Source organism: Variovorax sp. H27-G14 (assembly GCF_046156345.1).
Classification (GTDB): Bacteria; Pseudomonadota; Gammaproteobacteria; order Burkholderiales; family Burkholderiaceae_C; genus Variovorax.
The window spans coordinates 472,415-488,111 of record NZ_JAYLVN010000002.1; the positions used below are offsets into that span (position 1 = coordinate 472,415).

Annotated in this window: 15 protein-coding genes; 13 read left to right on the forward strand and 2 right to left on the reverse strand. The window is 64.7% G+C overall.

Translation table 11 applies throughout. The annotated features are described in order from the left end of the window. Positions 1–21 precede the first annotated feature (21 nt). The 13 genes from bamA (at position 22) to VLK31_RS07810 (ending at position 14,380) form a co-directional block, all read left to right on the forward strand. Positions 22–2,457 carry an outer membrane protein assembly factor BamA gene (gene bamA, locus VLK31_RS07750; RefSeq protein WP_409167797.1) on the forward strand — a complete coding sequence of 812 codons (2,436 nt, stop codon included), beginning with the start codon at positions 22–24 and terminating at the stop codon, positions 2,455–2,457. Then, entirely contained in the window at positions 2,458–3,003 is a 546-nt protein-coding gene (locus VLK31_RS07755) for an OmpH family outer membrane protein (RefSeq protein WP_409167798.1), read from the forward strand. It begins immediately after the preceding gene. A gap of 14 nt (positions 3,004–3,017) precedes the next feature. Further along, on the forward strand, positions 3,018–3,995 hold the full coding sequence (gene lpxD / locus VLK31_RS07760) for a UDP-3-O-(3-hydroxymyristoyl)glucosamine N-acyltransferase (RefSeq protein WP_409167799.1): 978 nt from the start codon (positions 3,018–3,020) through the stop codon (positions 3,993–3,995). Next, on the forward strand, positions 3,992–4,477 hold the full coding sequence (gene fabZ, locus VLK31_RS07765; protein WP_177206549.1) for a 3-hydroxyacyl-ACP dehydratase FabZ: 486 nt from the start codon (positions 3,992–3,994) through the stop codon (positions 4,475–4,477). Before lpxD ends, fabZ begins: the two co-directional genes overlap by 4 nt. A gap of 23 nt (positions 4,478–4,500) precedes the next feature. Then, positions 4,501–5,289 carry an acyl-ACP--UDP-N-acetylglucosamine O-acyltransferase gene (lpxA, locus tag VLK31_RS07770; protein ID WP_409167800.1) on the forward strand — a complete coding sequence of 263 codons (789 nt, stop codon included), beginning with the start codon at positions 4,501–4,503 and terminating at the stop codon, positions 5,287–5,289. A gap of 10 nt (positions 5,290–5,299) precedes the next feature. Then, positions 5,300–6,448: a lipid-A-disaccharide synthase gene (lpxB, locus tag VLK31_RS07775; RefSeq protein WP_409167801.1), complete on the forward strand. Its 1,149-nt coding sequence runs from the start codon at positions 5,300–5,302 to the stop codon at positions 6,446–6,448. After that, positions 6,420–7,163, forward strand: a complete 744-nt coding sequence (gene rnhB, locus VLK31_RS07780) for a ribonuclease HII (protein WP_409167802.1) — start codon at positions 6,420–6,422, stop codon at positions 7,161–7,163. The genes lpxB and rnhB overlap by 29 nt, the downstream gene beginning before the upstream one ends. Positions 7,164–7,168: 5 nt before the next feature. Then, positions 7,169–7,954 carry a TrmH family RNA methyltransferase gene (locus VLK31_RS07785; RefSeq protein ID WP_409167803.1) on the forward strand — a complete coding sequence of 262 codons (786 nt, stop codon included), beginning with the start codon at positions 7,169–7,171 and terminating at the stop codon, positions 7,952–7,954. Between the two features lie 140 nt (positions 7,955–8,094). Further along, the gene (gene carA, locus VLK31_RS07790; RefSeq protein WP_409167804.1) at positions 8,095–9,288 is read left to right on the forward strand and encodes a glutamine-hydrolyzing carbamoyl-phosphate synthase small subunit; all 1,194 of its coding nucleotides are present in this window, start codon (positions 8,095–8,097) and stop codon (positions 9,286–9,288) included. After that, positions 9,281–12,532 (forward strand): carbamoyl-phosphate synthase large subunit, encoded by a 3,252-nt coding sequence (carB, locus tag VLK31_RS07795; protein WP_409167805.1) that lies wholly within the window; start codon positions 9,281–9,283, stop codon positions 12,530–12,532. The genes carA and carB overlap by 8 nt, the downstream gene beginning before the upstream one ends. An 8-nt stretch (positions 12,533–12,540) precedes the next feature. Further along, positions 12,541–13,410 (forward strand): Kdo hydroxylase family protein, encoded by an 870-nt coding sequence (locus VLK31_RS07800; RefSeq protein ID WP_409167806.1) that lies wholly within the window; start codon positions 12,541–12,543, stop codon positions 13,408–13,410. 66 nt (positions 13,411–13,476) lie between these two features. Beyond that, entirely contained in the window at positions 13,477–13,953 is a 477-nt protein-coding gene (gene greA, locus VLK31_RS07805) for a transcription elongation factor GreA (RefSeq protein WP_409167807.1), read from the forward strand. A gap of 10 nt (positions 13,954–13,963) precedes the next feature. Beyond that, positions 13,964–14,380 (forward strand): DUF4149 domain-containing protein, encoded by a 417-nt coding sequence (locus tag VLK31_RS07810; RefSeq protein ID WP_409167808.1) that lies wholly within the window; start codon positions 13,964–13,966, stop codon positions 14,378–14,380. A 44-nt stretch (positions 14,381–14,424) separates the two neighbouring features. Here the strand turns inward: VLK31_RS07810 and VLK31_RS07815 are convergent, their stop codons facing one another. Further along, on the reverse strand, positions 14,425–15,183 hold the full coding sequence (locus tag VLK31_RS07815; RefSeq protein WP_409167809.1) for a glycosyltransferase: 759 nt from the start codon (positions 15,181–15,183) through the stop codon (positions 14,425–14,427). A 2-nt stretch (positions 15,184–15,185) separates the two neighbouring features. After that, a complete protein-coding gene (locus tag VLK31_RS07820; protein WP_409168044.1) occupies positions 15,186–15,665 on the reverse strand; it encodes a YhbY family RNA-binding protein in 480 nt (159 codons plus the stop codon). Positions 15,666–15,697 lie beyond the last annotated feature (32 nt).

Genomic DNA, 15,697 nt, shown 5'->3' on the forward strand with positions numbered 1-15,697 from the left:
CCGTGCCGGCTCAATTCACAGATGAACAAAAACTTCAGTCGCTTTCGCCTGCGTAGCGTTGCCGCGGTGGTTGTCAGTGCGCTCGCGGCCACTGCAGCCTGGGCCGTCGAGCCTTTCACGGTGCGCGACATTCGCGTCGAAGGCCTCCAACGCGTCGAAGCCGGCACGATCTTCGCGTCGCTGCCTCTGCGTGTGGGCGATACCTACAGCGACGAGCGCGGTTCGGCCGCCATCCGTGCGCTGTTCGACCTGGGGTTGTTCAAGGATGTGCGTATCGACGTGAACGGCAACGTGCTGGTGGTGATCGTCGAAGAGCGTCCCACCATCGCCGACGTCGACTTTGTCGGCACCAAGGAATTCGACAAGGCCGCACTGCAAAAAGCCTTGCGCGAAGTCGGTCTGACCGACGGCCGCCCGTACGACAAGGCCCTGGCCGACCGCGCCGAGCAAGAGCTCAAGCGCCAGTACGTGAGCCGCAGCCTCTACAACGCGCAGGTCGTGACCACCGTCACGCCCATCGAGCGCAACCGCGTCAACCTGACGTTCACCGTCACCGAAGGCGACTCGGCACGCATCCGCGAAGTGCACGTGGTCGGCAGCAAGGCCTTCAGCGAATCCACGCTGCTGAGCCTGTTCGACCAGGACAGTGGCGGCTTCATGAGCTGGTACACCAAGTCGAACCAGTACTCGCGCGCCAAGCTCAACGCCGACCTCGAAACCCTGCGCTCGTACTACATCACGCGTGGCTACCTCGAGTTCCGCATCGATTCGACCCAGGTCGCCATTTCGCCGGATCGCAAGGACCTGACGGTGACGGTCAACATCACCGAAGGCGAGAAGTTCGTGGTGTCGAGCGTCAAGCTCGACGGCAACTACCTCGGGCGTGACGACGACTTCAAGTCGCTGATCACCATCAAGCCGGGCGAGCCGTACAACGGTGAGCAGGTCACCGAGACCACCAAGGCCTTCAACGATTATTTCGGCACCTTCGGCTATGCGTTCGCACGCGTGCAGGCGCGCCCGGAAATTGACCGCGTCAACAACCGCGTGGCGCTGACGCTGCAGGCCGAACCGGCGCGCCGCGTGTACGTGCGCAAAGTGTCCGTGGGCGGCAACAACAAGACGCGCGACGAAGTCATTCGCCGCGAATTCCGCCAGTTCGAAGCCTCCTGGTACGACGGCGACAAGATCAAGCTCTCGCGCGACCGCGTGGATCGCCTGGGCTTCTTCACCGAGGTGAACGTCGATACGCAGGAGGTCCCAGGTTCGCCCGACCAGGTCGACCTGACCGTCAACGTGGCCGAAAAGCCCACCGGCAGCCTGCAACTGGGTGCTGGCTACTCGAGCGCCGAAAAGGTTGCGCTGACCTTCGGCATCTCGCAGGAAAACGTGTTCGGCTCGGGTAACTTCCTGGGCGTGCAGGTCAACACCAGCAAGTACAACCGCACGTTGTCGCTGACCACCACCGACCCGTACTTCACGCAGGACGGCATCTCGCGCACGATCAGCCTGTACCACACCACCACGCGTCCGTACTCGTCGTCGATCGACGGCGACTACAAGCTGGTGAACCAGGGTGGGTCGATTCGCTTCGGCGTGCCGTTCAGCGAAGTCGACACGGTCTTCTTCGGTATCGGCCTCGAGCGCTACGCGTTCGACGCGAACAGCTCGACGGCATTCTCCGGGCTGACCACGCCGCCGTCCTACCTGAACTACTTCCAGTGCCAGAAGGACCCGACCGGCATTCTGGTGACCGGTTGCAATCAGAAGAGCGTCTGGGGTGTCCCATTGAGCGTGGGCTGGGGCCGCGACAGCCGCGACAGCGCGCTGATTCCGACCACCGGCCGTCTGCAGCGTGCCAACCTCGAAGTGGGTGCTGCCGGCGACATGAAGTACTTCAAGACGAACTACCAGTACCAGCAGTTCTTCGCAATCAACAAGCAGTACACCTTCTCGATCAACGGCGAAGTTGGCTATGCCAAGGCGCTGGGCGACAAGGTCTACCCGATCTTCAAGAATTTCTACGCGGGCGGCCTCGGCTCGATCCGTGGTTTCGAGCAGAACTCGCTCGGTCCGCGCGACCTGCCGCTGTTCGGTCAGACCGAAGGCGCGGCCATCGGCGGCACCAAGAAGGCGATCTTCAATGCCGAGCTGAGCACGCCGTTCCCCGGCGCTGGCAACGACCGCACGCTGCGCCTGTATGGCTTCTTCGACGTCGGCAACGTGTTCGGTTCGCGCGCTGCCGGCCTGACCGACGAGCAGTGGAAGGCAGAGAAGAAGCTGCGTGCTTCGGTGGGTCTGGGCGTCAGCTGGATCTCGCCGCTGGGTCCGCTGCGCCTGGCCTATGCCTTCCCCATCAAGTCCCAGAAGGAAGTGGTCGACCCGAGCACCGGGTTCATCACCATCCCGAAGGATAGAATTCAGCGCCTCCAATTCCAGATCGGAACGTCTTTCTAAATGAAGAATTTGATTCGCGCCGCGGCCGGCGCGTTGTTGATTCCCGCCTTCGTACTCGCTTCGGCGCCCGCGCAGGCCCAGGAAACCTTTCGCATCGGTTTCGTGAATCCCGACCGTGTATTGCGTGAAGCACAGCCGGCCAAGGCGGCGCAAGCCAAGCTCGAGGCCGAGTTCCTGAAGCGCGAGAAAGAACTGACCGGCCAGGGCGATGCGCTGAAAGCGGCTTCCGAGAAGTTCGAGCGCGAAGCGCCGACCCTGTCGGAAAGCCAGCGTGTCACCCGCCAGCGCGGTCTCGTCGACCAGGACCGAGACTTCCAGCGCAAGCGTCGTGAGTTCCAGGAAGACCTCAACGCGCGCAAGAACGAAGAGCTCCAGCAGGTCTACGAGCGCGCCAACCGCGTGGTGAAGCAGGTAGCTGAGACTGAAAAGTACGACGCCATCCTGCAGGAAGCGATCTACATCAACCCGAAGCACGACATCACCGACAAGGTGATCAAGGCGCTGAACGCGTCGGTCAGCTCTTCTGCGCCTGCGGCCGGCAAGTAACGCCGGGAGCCGGCGTGTCATTGCAGCTCGGAGCCGTTGTTGACGCCCTTGGGGGTGAGCTTCATGGCGATGCGGCGCTGTCCATCGCGCGGCTGGCGCCGCTGCAGAATGCACAGCCCGATGCGCTGAGCTTCCTGAGCCATCCCAAATACCAGCAGGAACTGGCGGCCTCGAAAGCCGCTTGCGTCATCGTGTCGCCCGCCATGCGCGAGGCGGCTGCCGCGCGTGGGGCGTACATCGTGACGCCCGACCCCTACGTTTACTTTGCTCGTCTGACGCAGCTCTGGAAGGCGCAGCACGCGCGCCCGGAGGCTGACCTGGTGCATCCCAGCGCGGTGATTCATGTCGAAGCGCAGGTCGACCCGACGGCGCGCATCGGCGCGCTGTGCGTGGTGGAGCGGGGCGCGCGCATCGGTGCGGGCACGGTCCTGAAGTCGCGCGTGACGGTGAGCGAAGACTGCGTCATCGGCGAGCGTTGCCTCTTGCACCCGGGCGTGGTCATCGGTGCGGACGGCTTCGGACTTGCGCTGCATCAGGGGCAGTGGATCAAGATCGAGCAGTTGGGCGCGGTACGCATCGGCAACGACGTCGAGATTGGCGCCAACACCTGCATCGACCGCGGCGCGCTTGACGACACCGTCATCGAGGACGGCGTGAAGCTCGACAACCTGATTCAGATCGGCCACAACGTGCACGTCGGCAAGAACACCGCCATGGCGGGCTGCGTCGGTGTGGCCGGCAGCGCCATCATTGGTGCCAACTGCACCTTTGGCGGGGGCGCCATCGTGCTGGGCCACCTGACGGTGGCCGACGGCGTGCACGTGTCCGCCGCCACCACGGTTACCCGTTCGATCCACAAGGCCGGTCAATACACCGGCATGTTTCCCATCGATGACAATGCGAGCTGGGAAAAAAATGCGGCAACGCTCAAGCAGTTGCACAGCCTGCGCGAACGACTGAAGGCGCTGGAGAAGGCTCCCTCGAAAAAATGACGACGATGCAGGAACAGAACATCATGACCAAGCCAGCGATAGCGCTCGACATCCACCAAATTCTCAAGCTCCTGCCTCACCGCTACCCGTTTCTGCTGGTGGACCGCGTGCTGGACATGGAAAAGGGCAAGCGCATCACCGCGCTCAAGAACGTGACGATGAACGAACCGTTTTTCAACGGCCACTTTCCGCACCGTCCGGTGATGCCGGGCGTGCTGATGCTCGAAGCCATGGCGCAGGCCGCGGCGCTGCTGTCGTTCCATTCGCTGGACATCGTGCCGGACGACAACACGGTCTACTACTTTGCCGCCATCGATGGCGCGCGTTTCAAGCGCCCGGTGGAGCCTGGTGACCAGCTGACGCTCGAAGTCGAAATCGAACGCATGAAGGCGGGCATTTCCAAGTTCAAGGGCCGTGCGCTGGTGGGCAGCGAACTCGCCTGCGAAGCGACGCTGATGTGCGCGATGCGCCAGATCAACTGATCCGGCCGCAGTCAACACAAGGCATGACCCAGGTTCATTCGACAGCACTCGTCGACCCCCAGGCCGAGCTCGACGCCTCGGTGTCGGTCGGCCCGTATACCGTGATCGGCCCGCATGTGCGTGTGGGCGCGGGCACCACCATCGGCGCGCATTGCGTGATCGAAGGGCGCACGGCCATCGGGCGCGACAACAAGATCTTCCAGTTCTCGTCCCTGGGCGCGATTCCGCAGGACAAGAAGTACGCGGGCGAGCCGACCGAGCTGGTCATTGGCGACCGCAACGTGATTCGCGAGTTCTGCACCTTCAACCTCGGCGTGCCGGGGGCAGGGGGCGTGACGCGCGTGGGGCACGACAACTGGATCATGGCGTACACGCACATCGCGCACGACTGCCAGGTCGACAACCACACGACGCTGTCCAACAACACTACGCTGGCTGGGCACGTGCATCTGGCGGACTGGGTCACGGTCGGCGGTCTCACCGGCATCCACCAGTTCGTATCTGTCGGCGCTCATGCAATGCTTGGTTTCGCAAGTGCGGTTACACAAGACGTGCCGCCTTTCATGCTGGTGGACGGCAATCCCCTCGCGGTGCGCGGCTTCAACGTCGTCGGTCTGCGCCGGCGCGACTTTTCCGCGCAGCGGCTTGCCGCAGTGAAGCAGATGCACCGGCTGCTGTATCGCCAGAACAAGACGCTCGACGAGGCGCGTGCCGGCATTGCCGCGCTCGCCGCCGAGATGCCGGAGGCTGCCGGCGACGTTGCGCTGATGGACGCCTTCCTCGCCAGCTCGACACGCGGCATCGCGCGCTGACGTGACGGCGATGCAGAAGGACGCACAGCGACGGTTCGCGCTGGTCGCTGGCGAAGCGTCCGGCGACCTGCTCGCCGGCCTGCTGCTCGACGGGCTGCAAGCCCGTTGGCCCGGCCTTGAAACCGTCGGTATCGGCGGTCCCCGCATGCTGGCCCATGGCTTGCAGAGTTGGTGGCCGCAAGAAAAGCTCGCGGTGCGCGGCTATGTCGAGGTGCTGCGGCACTACGCCGAGATCGCCGGCATCCGGCGCCAATTGAAGGCGCGGCTGTTGCGCGAATGGCCCGAGCTGTTCATCGGCGTCGACGCGCCCGATTTCAACCTCGACCTAGAAGCCGGCCTGCGCAGCCGCGGCATGAAGACGGTGCACTTCATCTGCCCGTCGATCTGGGCCTGGCGCCCGGAGCGCATTGAGAAGGTCCGCGCCGCCGCTGACCATGTGCTGTGCATCTTTCCGTTCGAGCCGGCATTGCTGGCCGAGCACGGCGTGGCGGGCAGCTACGTGGGCCATCCGCTGGCCAACGTGATCCCGATGACGCCCGACCGCGCCGCCGCTCGCGCCGCCATTGGTCTGTCGCCCGACGCGCAGGTCGTCGCGTTGCTGCCTGGCAGCCGCCGCTCCGAAGTGCGCTACCTGGCCGCGCGCTTGTTTGCCGCCGCCGCGCTCATGCAGAAGCAGCGGCCCGGCATTCAATTCGTGGCGCCGGTTCTTCCGGGCCTGCGTGCCGAAGTCGAGGTCCTGCTGCAGGCCAGCGGCATGACCGGGCGCGTGACGCTGCTCGACGGCCAGTCGCATGCCGCCCTGGCCGCCTGCGACGCCACGCTGATCGCCAGCGGCACGGCCACGCTGGAGGCGGCGCTGTTCAAGCGGCCGATGGTCATCGCGTACAACATGAACGGGCTGTCGTGGCGCCTCATGCAGCGCAAGCAGTTGCAGCCCTGGGTGGGCCTGCCCAACATCCTGTGCCGCGACTTCGTGGTGCCTGAGTTGCTGCAGGAGGCCGCCACGCCCGAGGCGCTGGCCCAGGCCACGCTGGCCTGGCTCGATGCGCCCGAGAAGACGCAGGCGCTGCAACAAAAATTTTCAGAGCTGCATGTGCAATTGCAGCGCGATACGCCGACACTTTGCGCCGATGCGATCCAGAAAGTTCTTGAAGGCTGAGCAGGCCGCGCTGGTGTGGGATGCACCGGGCCTGATGGCGGGCGTGGACGAAGCCGGCCGCGGGCCGCTGGCCGGCCCTGTGGTGGCGGCCGCGGTGATTCTCGACGACCTGCGGCCGATCCCCGGCCTGGCCGACTCCAAAACCCTCACCGCATTGCAGCGCGAACGCCTGTACGACCAGATTCTGGCCAAGGCGCTGTGCTGCTCCATTGCGCAGGCCACCGTCGAAGAAATCGACACCCACAACATCCTGCAGGCCACCATGATCGCCATGCGGCGCGCGGTCGAAGGGCTGCGGCTGAAGCCGGTGAAGGTGCTGGTCGACGGCAACCGCCTGCCCACGCTCGACGTGCTGGCCGAGGCGATCGTCAAGGGCGATTCGCGCGTGAAGGCGATTTCGGCCGCGTCGATTTTGGCGAAGGTGCACCGCGATCGGCTCTGCGAGCAACTGCACACCGAATTTCCGCACTACGGCTTTGCCGGACACAAGGGTTACGGCACGCGGGAGCACCTGGAGGCGCTGCAGCGCCATGGCGCCTGCGTGCATCACCGCCGCTCGTTCAGTCCGGTGGCCGCGGCGCTGGCCCGCACCGGTGGCGTGCTGAGCGTGATGCTGCCCGTGGACGCCTTGCAGCCCGCCTTGCAGCCCGCCGTGCAGCCCGTGGTGGTGATCGTCACCGCCGAGACCGTGCTCGACCTGCGCGCGGCGCCCTGACCCCCATGACCTCCGACACCGGCGCAAGCCACATCAGCTCGCGCGACAACCCGCTGCTCAAGGACCTGCGCAAGTTGGCGCAAGACCCGGGCGCTTACCGCAAGCTGGGCCGTATCTGGCTCGAAGGCGACCACCTGTGCCGCGCTGCGCTGGCGCGCGGCGTGAAGCCGGCGATGGCCGTGTTTTCAGAGTCTTTTTGGCCTGATGCGCCTGCCGAATGGTCGCATGGTGCTATCAAAACGGTAGTGGTCAGCGACGACTTGCTGCGCGGCGCCAGCGGCCTGGAGTCGCCCGCGCAGGTGGGCTTCGTACTCGACCTTCCATCCCGCCCCGAGCTGCTGCCCGACGCGCCCACAGTGGTGCTCGACCGCCTGCAGGACGCGGGCAACGCGGGCTCTATCCTGCGCAGCGCAGCGGCGTTCGGTTTCACCCAGGTGATCGCGCTCAAGGGCACGGCCGCGCTGTGGGCGCCGAAGGTGCTGCGCGCCGGCATGGGCGCCCATTTTGGCCTGCGGCTGATCGAGGGTGTGGACGCCAAGGCGCTCGACGCGCTGCGGGTGCCGCTGGTCGCCACCAGCTCGCACCGCGGCGACTGGCTCCACAATGCCGAGCTGCCGCATCCCTGCGCCTGGCTGATGGGCCACGAAGGGCAGGGCGTGTCGGCCGCGCTCGAAGCGCGTGCCACGCACCACATCCGCATTGCGCAGCCGGGCGGCGAGGAGTCGCTCAACGTGGCGGCCGCCGCCGCCATCTGCCTTCACGCGAGCGGCGCGGCATTGCAGCTCAAATAACACACTCAGACCGAGCTACAATCGGGGGCTTACTCGCAATAGCGTCGCCCGGCCGCCTTCAACGCCAAAATCCCCTTAAGCAGCAGTCCGCAGGCCACGCGCCTGGGGCTCCGGGCGACCGTAACCATTCGGAGAACCCAGTGCTTTTGTCACTCAAGGGAAACTTCCCGCCCGCCATACTGGCGCTCGCAGACGGCACGGTCTTTCAAGGCAGCTCGATCGGAGCCGCCGGCTCCACGACCGGTGAGGTGGTGTTCAACACCGCCATGACCGGTTACCAGGAAATCCTCACCGACCCCAGCTACTGCCAGCAGATCGTGACCCTCACGTATCCGCACATCGGCAACTACGGCGTCAACGGGGAAGACATCGAAGCCGACAAGATCCATGCCGCCGGGCTGATCATCAAGGACCTGCCCCTCGTTGCGTCCAACTTCCGCAAGACCGCCACACTGACCGAGTACCTCGTGTCCGGCAACACGGTGGCCATTGCGAACATCGACACCCGCAAGCTCACGCGCCATTTGCGCACCCACGGCGCGCAGAACGGCTGCATCCGGGGCCTGGCGCAAGGCGAGGCCGTGACGCAGGCTTTGATCGACAAGGCCATCGCCGCCGCCAAGGCCGCGCCGAGCATGGCCGGCCTCGACCTGGCCAAGGTGGTGTCGGTCACGCAGACCTACGAGTGGACCGAAACCGAGTGGAAGCTGGGCGCGGGCTACGGCGTGCAGATCACGCCCAAGTTCCACGTGGTTGCGTTCGACTACGGCGTCAAGAAGAACATTTTGCGCATGATCGCGCAGCGCGGCGCGCGCATCACGGTGGTGCCGGCGCAAACGCCCGCGGCCGACGTGCTCAAGCTCAAGCCCGACGGCATCTTCCTGGCCAACGGCCCCGGCGACCCGCAGCCTTGCGACTACGCCATCAGCGCCGTCAAGGAGCTGATCGAAACCGGCATTCCGACCTTCGGCATCTGCCTGGGCCACCAGATCATGGCGCTCGCCTCGGGTGCCAAGACCTTCAAGATGAAGTTCGGCCACCACGGCGCGAACCATCCGGTGAAAGACCTGGACAACGGCCGCGTAAGCATCACCAGCCAGAACCATGGCTTTGCGGTCGACGAGAAGTCGCTGCCGGCCACCCTGCGTCCCACCCATATCAGCCTGTTCGACAACACGCTGCAGGGCCTGGCGCGCACCGACAAGCCCGCGTTCTGCTTCCAGGGTCACCCGGAAGCCTCGCCGGGCCCGCACGACATCGGGTACCTGTTCGATCGGTTCACGGCACTCATGGAAAAGCACAAGACGGAAAAGACGGAGAAAGAGAATGCCTAAGCGCACAGACCTCAAATCGATCCTCATTATCGGCGCCGGCCCGATCATCATCGGCCAGGCCTGCGAGTTCGACTACTCCGGCGTGCAAGCCTGCAAGGCACTGCGCGAAGAGGGCTACAAGGTCATTCTGATCAACAGCAACCCCGCGACGATCATGACCGACCCGGCCACGGCCGACGTCACCTACATCGAGCCCATCACCTGGCAGACGGTTGAAAAGATCATCGCCAAGGAACGCCCCGACGCCATCCTGCCGACCATGGGTGGCCAGACCGCGCTGAACTGCGCGCTGGACCTGTGGCGCAACGGCGTGCTCGACAAGTACACGGGCGCAGCCACCGGCAAGGCCGTGGAGCTGATCGGCGCCACGCCCGAGGCCATCGACAAGGCCGAAGACCGCCTGAAGTTCAAGGACGCGATGACCAAGATCGGCCTTGGTTCGGCCCGCTCGGGCATCGCGCACACCATGGACGAAGCCTGGGTCGTACAGAAGACGCTCGGCTTCCCGACCGTGATTCGTCCCAGCTTCACGCTCGGCGGCACCGGTGGCGGCATTGCCTACAACCCGGACGAATTCGAGACCATCTGCAAGCGCGGCATCGAAGCCTCGCCGACCAACGAGCTGCTGATCGAAGAATCGCTGCTCGGCTGGAAAGAGTACGAGATGGAGGTCGTGCGCGACAAGGCCGACAACTGCATCATCGTCTGCTCGATCGAAAACCTCGACCCGATGGGCGTGCACACCGGCGACTCGATCACCGTGGCCCCCGCGCAGACGCTGAGCGACAAGGAATACCAGATCCTGCGCAACGCCTCGCTGGCCGTGCTGCGCGAAATCGGCGTGGACACCGGCGGCTCCAACGTGCAGTTCTCCATCAACCCGAAGGACGGCCGCATGGTCGTCATCGAGATGAACCCGCGCGTGTCGCGTTCGTCCGCGCTGGCCTCCAAGGCCACGGGTTTCCCGATTGCCAAGGTCGCGGCCAAGCTGGCCGTGGGCTACACGCTCGACGAGCTGCGCAACGAAATCACCGGCGGTGCAACCCCCGCGTCGTTCGAGCCGTCGATCGACTATGTGGTCACCAAGATCCCGCGTTTCGCCTTCGAGAAATTTCCGCAGGCCGACTCGCGTCTCACGACGCAGATGAAGTCGGTGGGCGAGGTGATGGCCATGGGCCGCACCTTCCAGGAATCGTTCCAGAAGGCCCTGCGCGGCCTCGAAGTAGGCGTGGACGGCCTGAACGAGAAGACGCAAGACCGCGAAGTGCTCGAAAAGGAACTGGGCGAGCCCGGCCCCGAGCGCATCTGGTACGTCGGCGATGCCTTTGCCATGGGCCTGAGCGTGGACGAAGTGTTTGCGCTGACCAAGATCGACCCGTGGTTCCTGGTGCAGATCGAAGAGATCGTGAAGATCGAACTCGAACTGGAAACCAAGTCGCTGGACGACATCGACAAGGACACGCTGCTCGCGCTGAAGAAAAAGGGTTTCTCCGACCGCCGCCTTGCCAGGCAGCTCAAGACCACCGACACGGCCATTCGCGAGAAGCGCCGCGCCCTGGGCGTGCGCCCGGTCTACAAGCGCGTGGACACCTGCGCGGCCGAGTTTGCGACCAACACGGCCTACATGTACTCGACCTACGAGGACGAGTGCGAAGCCGACCCGACCGACAAGAAGAAGATCATGGTGCTCGGCGGCGGTCCCAACCGCATTGGCCAGGGCATCGAGTTCGACTACTGCTGCGTGCACGCCGCCCTCGCCATGCGTGAAGACGGCTACGAGACCATCATGGTCAACTGCAACCCCGAGACCGTGTCGACCGACTACGACACGTCCGACCGCCTGTACTTCGAGCCGCTCACGCTGGAAGACGTGCTCGAAATCGTCGACAAGGAAAAGCCCCTTGGCGTGATCGTGCAGTACGGTGGCCAGACGCCTTTGAAGCTCGCGCTCGACCTCGAAGCCAACGGCGTGCCGATCATCGGCACCTCGCCCGACATGATCGACGCGGCCGAAGACCGCGAGCGCTTCCAGAAGCTGCTGCACGAGCTGGGCCTGCGCCAGCCGCCGAACGCCACCGCGCGCACCGAACCCGAAGCGCTCGAAAAGGCTGCGGCCCTCGGCTACCCGCTGGTGGTGCGCCCGAGCTACGTGCTCGGCGGCCGCGCGATGGAAATCGTGCATGAGCAGCGCGACCTCGAGCGCTACATGCGCGAAGCGGTCAAGGTGAGCAACGACTCGCCGGTGCTGCTCGACCGCTTTTTGAATGACGCCGTGGAATGCGACGTCGACTGCATCCGCGACGCCGAAGGCGGCACGCTGATCGGCGGCGTCATGGAACACATCGAACAGGCCGGCGTGCACTCGGGCGACTCCGCCTGCTCGCTGCCGCCCTACAGCCTGAACGCAGACACCATCGCCGAGCTGAAACGCCAGAGCGCCGCCATGGCGGCCGCGCTGAACGTGGTCGGTCTGATGAACGTGCAATTCGCGATTCAGCAGAAGGACGGCAAGGACGTCATCTACGTGCTCGAAGTGAACCCGCGAGCCTCCCGCACTGTGCCCTTCGTGAGCAAGGCCACCGGCATCCAGCTGGCCAAGGTGGCGGCACGCTGCATGGCCGGCCAGTCGCTGGCGTCGCAGGGCGTGACCAAGGAAGTGACACCGCCGTACTTCAGCGTGAAGGAGGCCGTGTTCCCGTTCGTCAAGTTCCCGGGCGTGGACACCATCCTCGGCCCCGAGATGAAGTCGACTGGCGAAGTGATGGGCGTGGGCAAGACCTTCGGCGAAGCTTTCGTGAAATCGCAGATCGGCGCGGGCACGCTGCTGCCCAAGTCGGGCAAGGTCTTCATCTCAGTGAAGAACAACGACAAGGCGCGTGCGGTGGAAGTGGCGCGTGGCCTGGTCAAGCTCGGCTTTGTGCTGACCGCGACCAAGGGCACGGCCGCCGCCATCAGCGCGGCCGGCATCGAATGCGTGACGGTGAACAAGGTGACCGAAGGCCGCCCGCACATCGTGGACATGATCAAGAACCACGAAATTGCGCTGGTCATCAACACGGTGGAAGAACGCCGCAACGCGATCACCGATTCGCGGCAGATCCGCACGTCGGCGCTGCTGGCTCGCGTGACCACGTTCACCACCATCTTTGGCGCCGAAGCGGCGGTCGAAGGCATGGGCTTCATGGACGAGCTGGGCGTGATCTCGGTGCAGGAGATGCACGCGCAACTGGCGGCCATCGCCTGAACGTCGCCATGCAAACGCAGCTCGTCGAACTGGACCTGACGGACTGGAGCGCGGCCACGCCCAACGCGGCGTGGATCGCCGAGCTCGAAGCGGGCAAGGTGCTGTACTTTCCGCGCCTGGGCTTCGAGCTGCGGCCTGAAGAACGCAGCCTGCTGACGCCCAGCCTGTTGTCGCCCGACGTGCGCAACATCAGCCTCGACGCCAACGGCAAGCTCAAGGGCGCTATCGGCGACGAGGCGGTGCAGAGCACGGCGGCGGCGATGGTAGGGCGCTTCCGGGCGCAAGCCACGCAGCTCGTTCACGGGCTGCTGCCGCACTACACGTCGGCCTTGCGCCTCGCGCCCACCAGCTACAGGCCGGCACAGGTCGAGACGCGGGTGCAGTCTTGGCGCGCGGACGATCGCCGGCTGCATGTCGACGCGTTCCCGTCGCGGCCCAACTACGGCGAACGCATCCTGCGTGTGTTTACCAATGTGAACCCTGACGATGCGCCTCGCGTGTGGCGCGTGGGCGAGCCTTTCGAGGACATCGCCAAGTGCTTCCTGCCGCGTGCCAAGCCGTATGTGCGCTGGCAGGCCAAGTTGCTGCGCGCCTTGCGTGTGACGAAGTCGTTCCGCAGCGAGTACGACCACCTGATGCTGCAGCTGCACGACGGCATGAAGTCGGACCTGGCGTATCAGGAAAGCTCACCGCAGGAAACCGCCAAGTTCCCGCCGGGTTCGGTGTGGGTGTGCTTCTCCGACCAGACCTCGCACGCCGTCATGGCGGGCCAGTACATGCTCGAGCAGACGCTTCATCTGGCTGCATCGAAGCAATACAATCCCGACTCGAGCCCGCTCGCCATCCTGAGCCGGCTGACCGGACGCACACTCGTCTGATCCTGTCCCTCACTCGACCGCCGAACGGCAGCGTTCGGCGGTTTCGCTTTATGGAGAAACAACAACATGGCAACTGTTCCTGTCACCAAGCGCGGCGCTGAAAAATTGCGCGCCGAACTGCACCAGCTCAAGACGGTGGACCGTCCCTGGGTCATCAACGCAATTTCCGAAGCGCGCGCGCAGGGCGACCTGAGCGAAAACGCCGAGTACGAAGTTGCCAAGGACCGCCAGGGCTTCATCGAAGGCCGGATCCAGGAAGTCGAAGGCAAGCTCTCGGCCGCGCAGATCATCGATCCGAGCGAGCTCGATGCGGGCGGCAAGATCGTCTTCGGCTCGACCGTCGAGCTCGAGGAAGAAGAATCGGGCGAGTCCGTGAAGTACCAGATCGTGGGCGAAGACGAAGCCGATTTGAAGCTCGGCCTCATCAACATCTCCAGCCCGATTGCACGCGCGCTCATCGGCAAGGAAGAGGGCGACACGGCCGAAGTGCAGGCCCCGGGCGGCCTGAAGCGCTACGAGATCGTGGCCGTTCGCTACCTGTGATGCTGCAGCGATGAAAGACCGCGTTGCGTTGATGCTGGCCGCCTTCTGGTGGGGCAGCCTCACCACGATCGGCTTTCTCGTGGTGCCTATGCTGTTTGCACGGCTCGGCAACCCGTCGGTGGCGGGCAACTTTGCCGCTCAGTTGTTCGAGGCGCAGAGCTGGATTGCGATCGGCTGCGGGCTGATCCTGCTGGTTCATTTCAGGGCCAAGGCGGACGAAGGCATGCACGGCTTTGTCATGACCGCCATGTTCCTCATCCTGGGCGCGCTGCTGTTGGCTTTGCTCCAGCAGTACGCCGTGGCACCGCGCATCGTGGCACGCGACAACCTCAAGCTGTGGCATGCCGTGGGAAGCGGCATGTACCTGGTGCAGTGGGTGTGTGCCGGCGTGCTGCTCTGGCGGATGGGCGCGCGCAAGCCGGACTGAACGGCAGAGGCTGCAGCCGCCAATGGCTGCGCCACCTCTCGTTCTTACTCTTTCCAGTATTTGGCGACCCAGGTCGCCGGCCGGATGTACCGGAAGGCGCGGTTGCGGCGCCCCGCCAGCGCGTCCGGCGGATTGCACTCGCCATGGAACACCATGATGCGGGCATCCTCGGGCACGAAAGGCTCTTCCCAGTAGTTGGTCGGCCAGGTCGGAATGCCGTTGTACTTAAAGCTCGGGCACCAGGCCTCGGGCCAATAAGCCAGCTTGCCCTGCTTGTGGAGCACATCCGACAGGTAGGCCTGCTCGTTGCGGTAGTCCGACTGCACCTTGTCCATGTTGGCGCGGAAGTACGCCAGCACGTCGGCATGCGCCCCCAGCTCGAAGCGATAGACCGACGAATTGCCTGTGATCCGCTCGCGCCGCCAGGGGCGTGCGTAGTCGTGAATGATCAGGAACTCACCGGGTTGCTCGAAGAAGGCGTCCAGGCTGCCCACAACGACCACGTCGAGGTCCAGGAAGAGGGCGGTGCCGCGCAGGCCGTGCAGGTCCTGCTCGAAGGTGGTGAGCTTCTTCCAGGCGCCATCGCGCTGGCCGGGGGCCAGCTGCAGGTTGAGCGATGGAATCGGCAGGCACGTCACCTCGGGGTGAATGCCGTTGCCGTCGTCGGTCAGGCACACGAACTTGAAGTCGCCGCGCAGATTGCGGCGGACCATCGCGTAGAGCCGGTTGACGTATTCGGGGCCGTATTTCGTGCCCCATTTCATGCAAAGGATATGGCGCTGGGCGCCTTGCACTGCCGCCAAGCTCAGTCTGCCTGGTTGCGCTTCTTGGCCGACAGCGGTCGTTTGGCCTTGGCGCGCTTGATGTTGCCGCCCGGGGTGAGGCGTTGGTTGCCGAGCACGCGAAGGGTTTTGATTTCGGGGCGCTGGCCACCGCGCTTGCTGTACTTGACGATTTTTACGTCACGCGGGCCGGGCATGCGGTCTTCGTCGACCACACGCTCTTTTTCAGGAATCGGGCGCCACAGCACCAGCAGCTTGCCGATGTGCTGGATCGGGGCGGCGTCGAGTTCGTCGGCCAGCTCGCGCAGCATGGCGTCGCGGGCGAGGCGATCGTCGGAGAAAACGCGGATCTTGATCAGGCCATGGGCCTTCAGCGCCGCGTCGGCTTCTTTTTTTACGGCAGGGGTGAGCCCATCTCCGCCGACCATGACGATCGGATCCAGGTGATGAGCTTCGGCGCGGTGCACCTTGCGCTCGGCAGGGGTAAGTTGAATGGCGGACATCCCCGTATTATCGACGCGTACACGAAGAACCT

Bases quoted from the DNA above. Each gene is read 5' to 3' on its own strand.
- VLK31_RS07785 (WP_409167803.1), top strand. From the start codon at position 7,169: ATGACCTCCGACACCGGCGCAAGCCACATCAGCTCGCGCGACAACCCG.
- VLK31_RS07810 (WP_409167808.1), top strand. From the start codon at position 13,964: ATGAAAGACCGCGTTGCGTTGATGCTGGCCGCCTTCTGGTGGGGCAGC.
- carB (WP_409167805.1), top strand. From the start codon at position 9,281: ATGCCTAAGCGCACAGACCTCAAATCGATCCTCATTATCGGCGCCGGC.
- bamA (WP_409167797.1), top strand. From the start codon at position 22: ATGAACAAAAACTTCAGTCGCTTTCGCCTGCGTAGCGTTGCCGCGGTG.
- VLK31_RS07820 (WP_409168044.1), bottom strand. From the start codon at position 15,665: ATGTCCGCCATTCAACTTACCCCTGCCGAGCGCAAGGTGCACCGCGCC.
- VLK31_RS07755 (WP_409167798.1), top strand. From the start codon at position 2,458: ATGAAGAATTTGATTCGCGCCGCGGCCGGCGCGTTGTTGATTCCCGCC.
- rnhB (WP_409167802.1), top strand. From the start codon at position 6,420: ATGCGATCCAGAAAGTTCTTGAAGGCTGAGCAGGCCGCGCTGGTGTGG.
- lpxB (WP_409167801.1), top strand. From the start codon at position 5,300: ATGCAGAAGGACGCACAGCGACGGTTCGCGCTGGTCGCTGGCGAAGCG.
- lpxA (WP_409167800.1), top strand. From the start codon at position 4,501: ATGACCCAGGTTCATTCGACAGCACTCGTCGACCCCCAGGCCGAGCTC.
- greA (WP_409167807.1), top strand. From the start codon at position 13,477: ATGGCAACTGTTCCTGTCACCAAGCGCGGCGCTGAAAAATTGCGCGCC.
- VLK31_RS07800 (WP_409167806.1), top strand. From the start codon at position 12,541: ATGCAAACGCAGCTCGTCGAACTGGACCTGACGGACTGGAGCGCGGCC.
- fabZ (WP_177206549.1), top strand. From the start codon at position 3,992: ATGACGACGATGCAGGAACAGAACATCATGACCAAGCCAGCGATAGCG.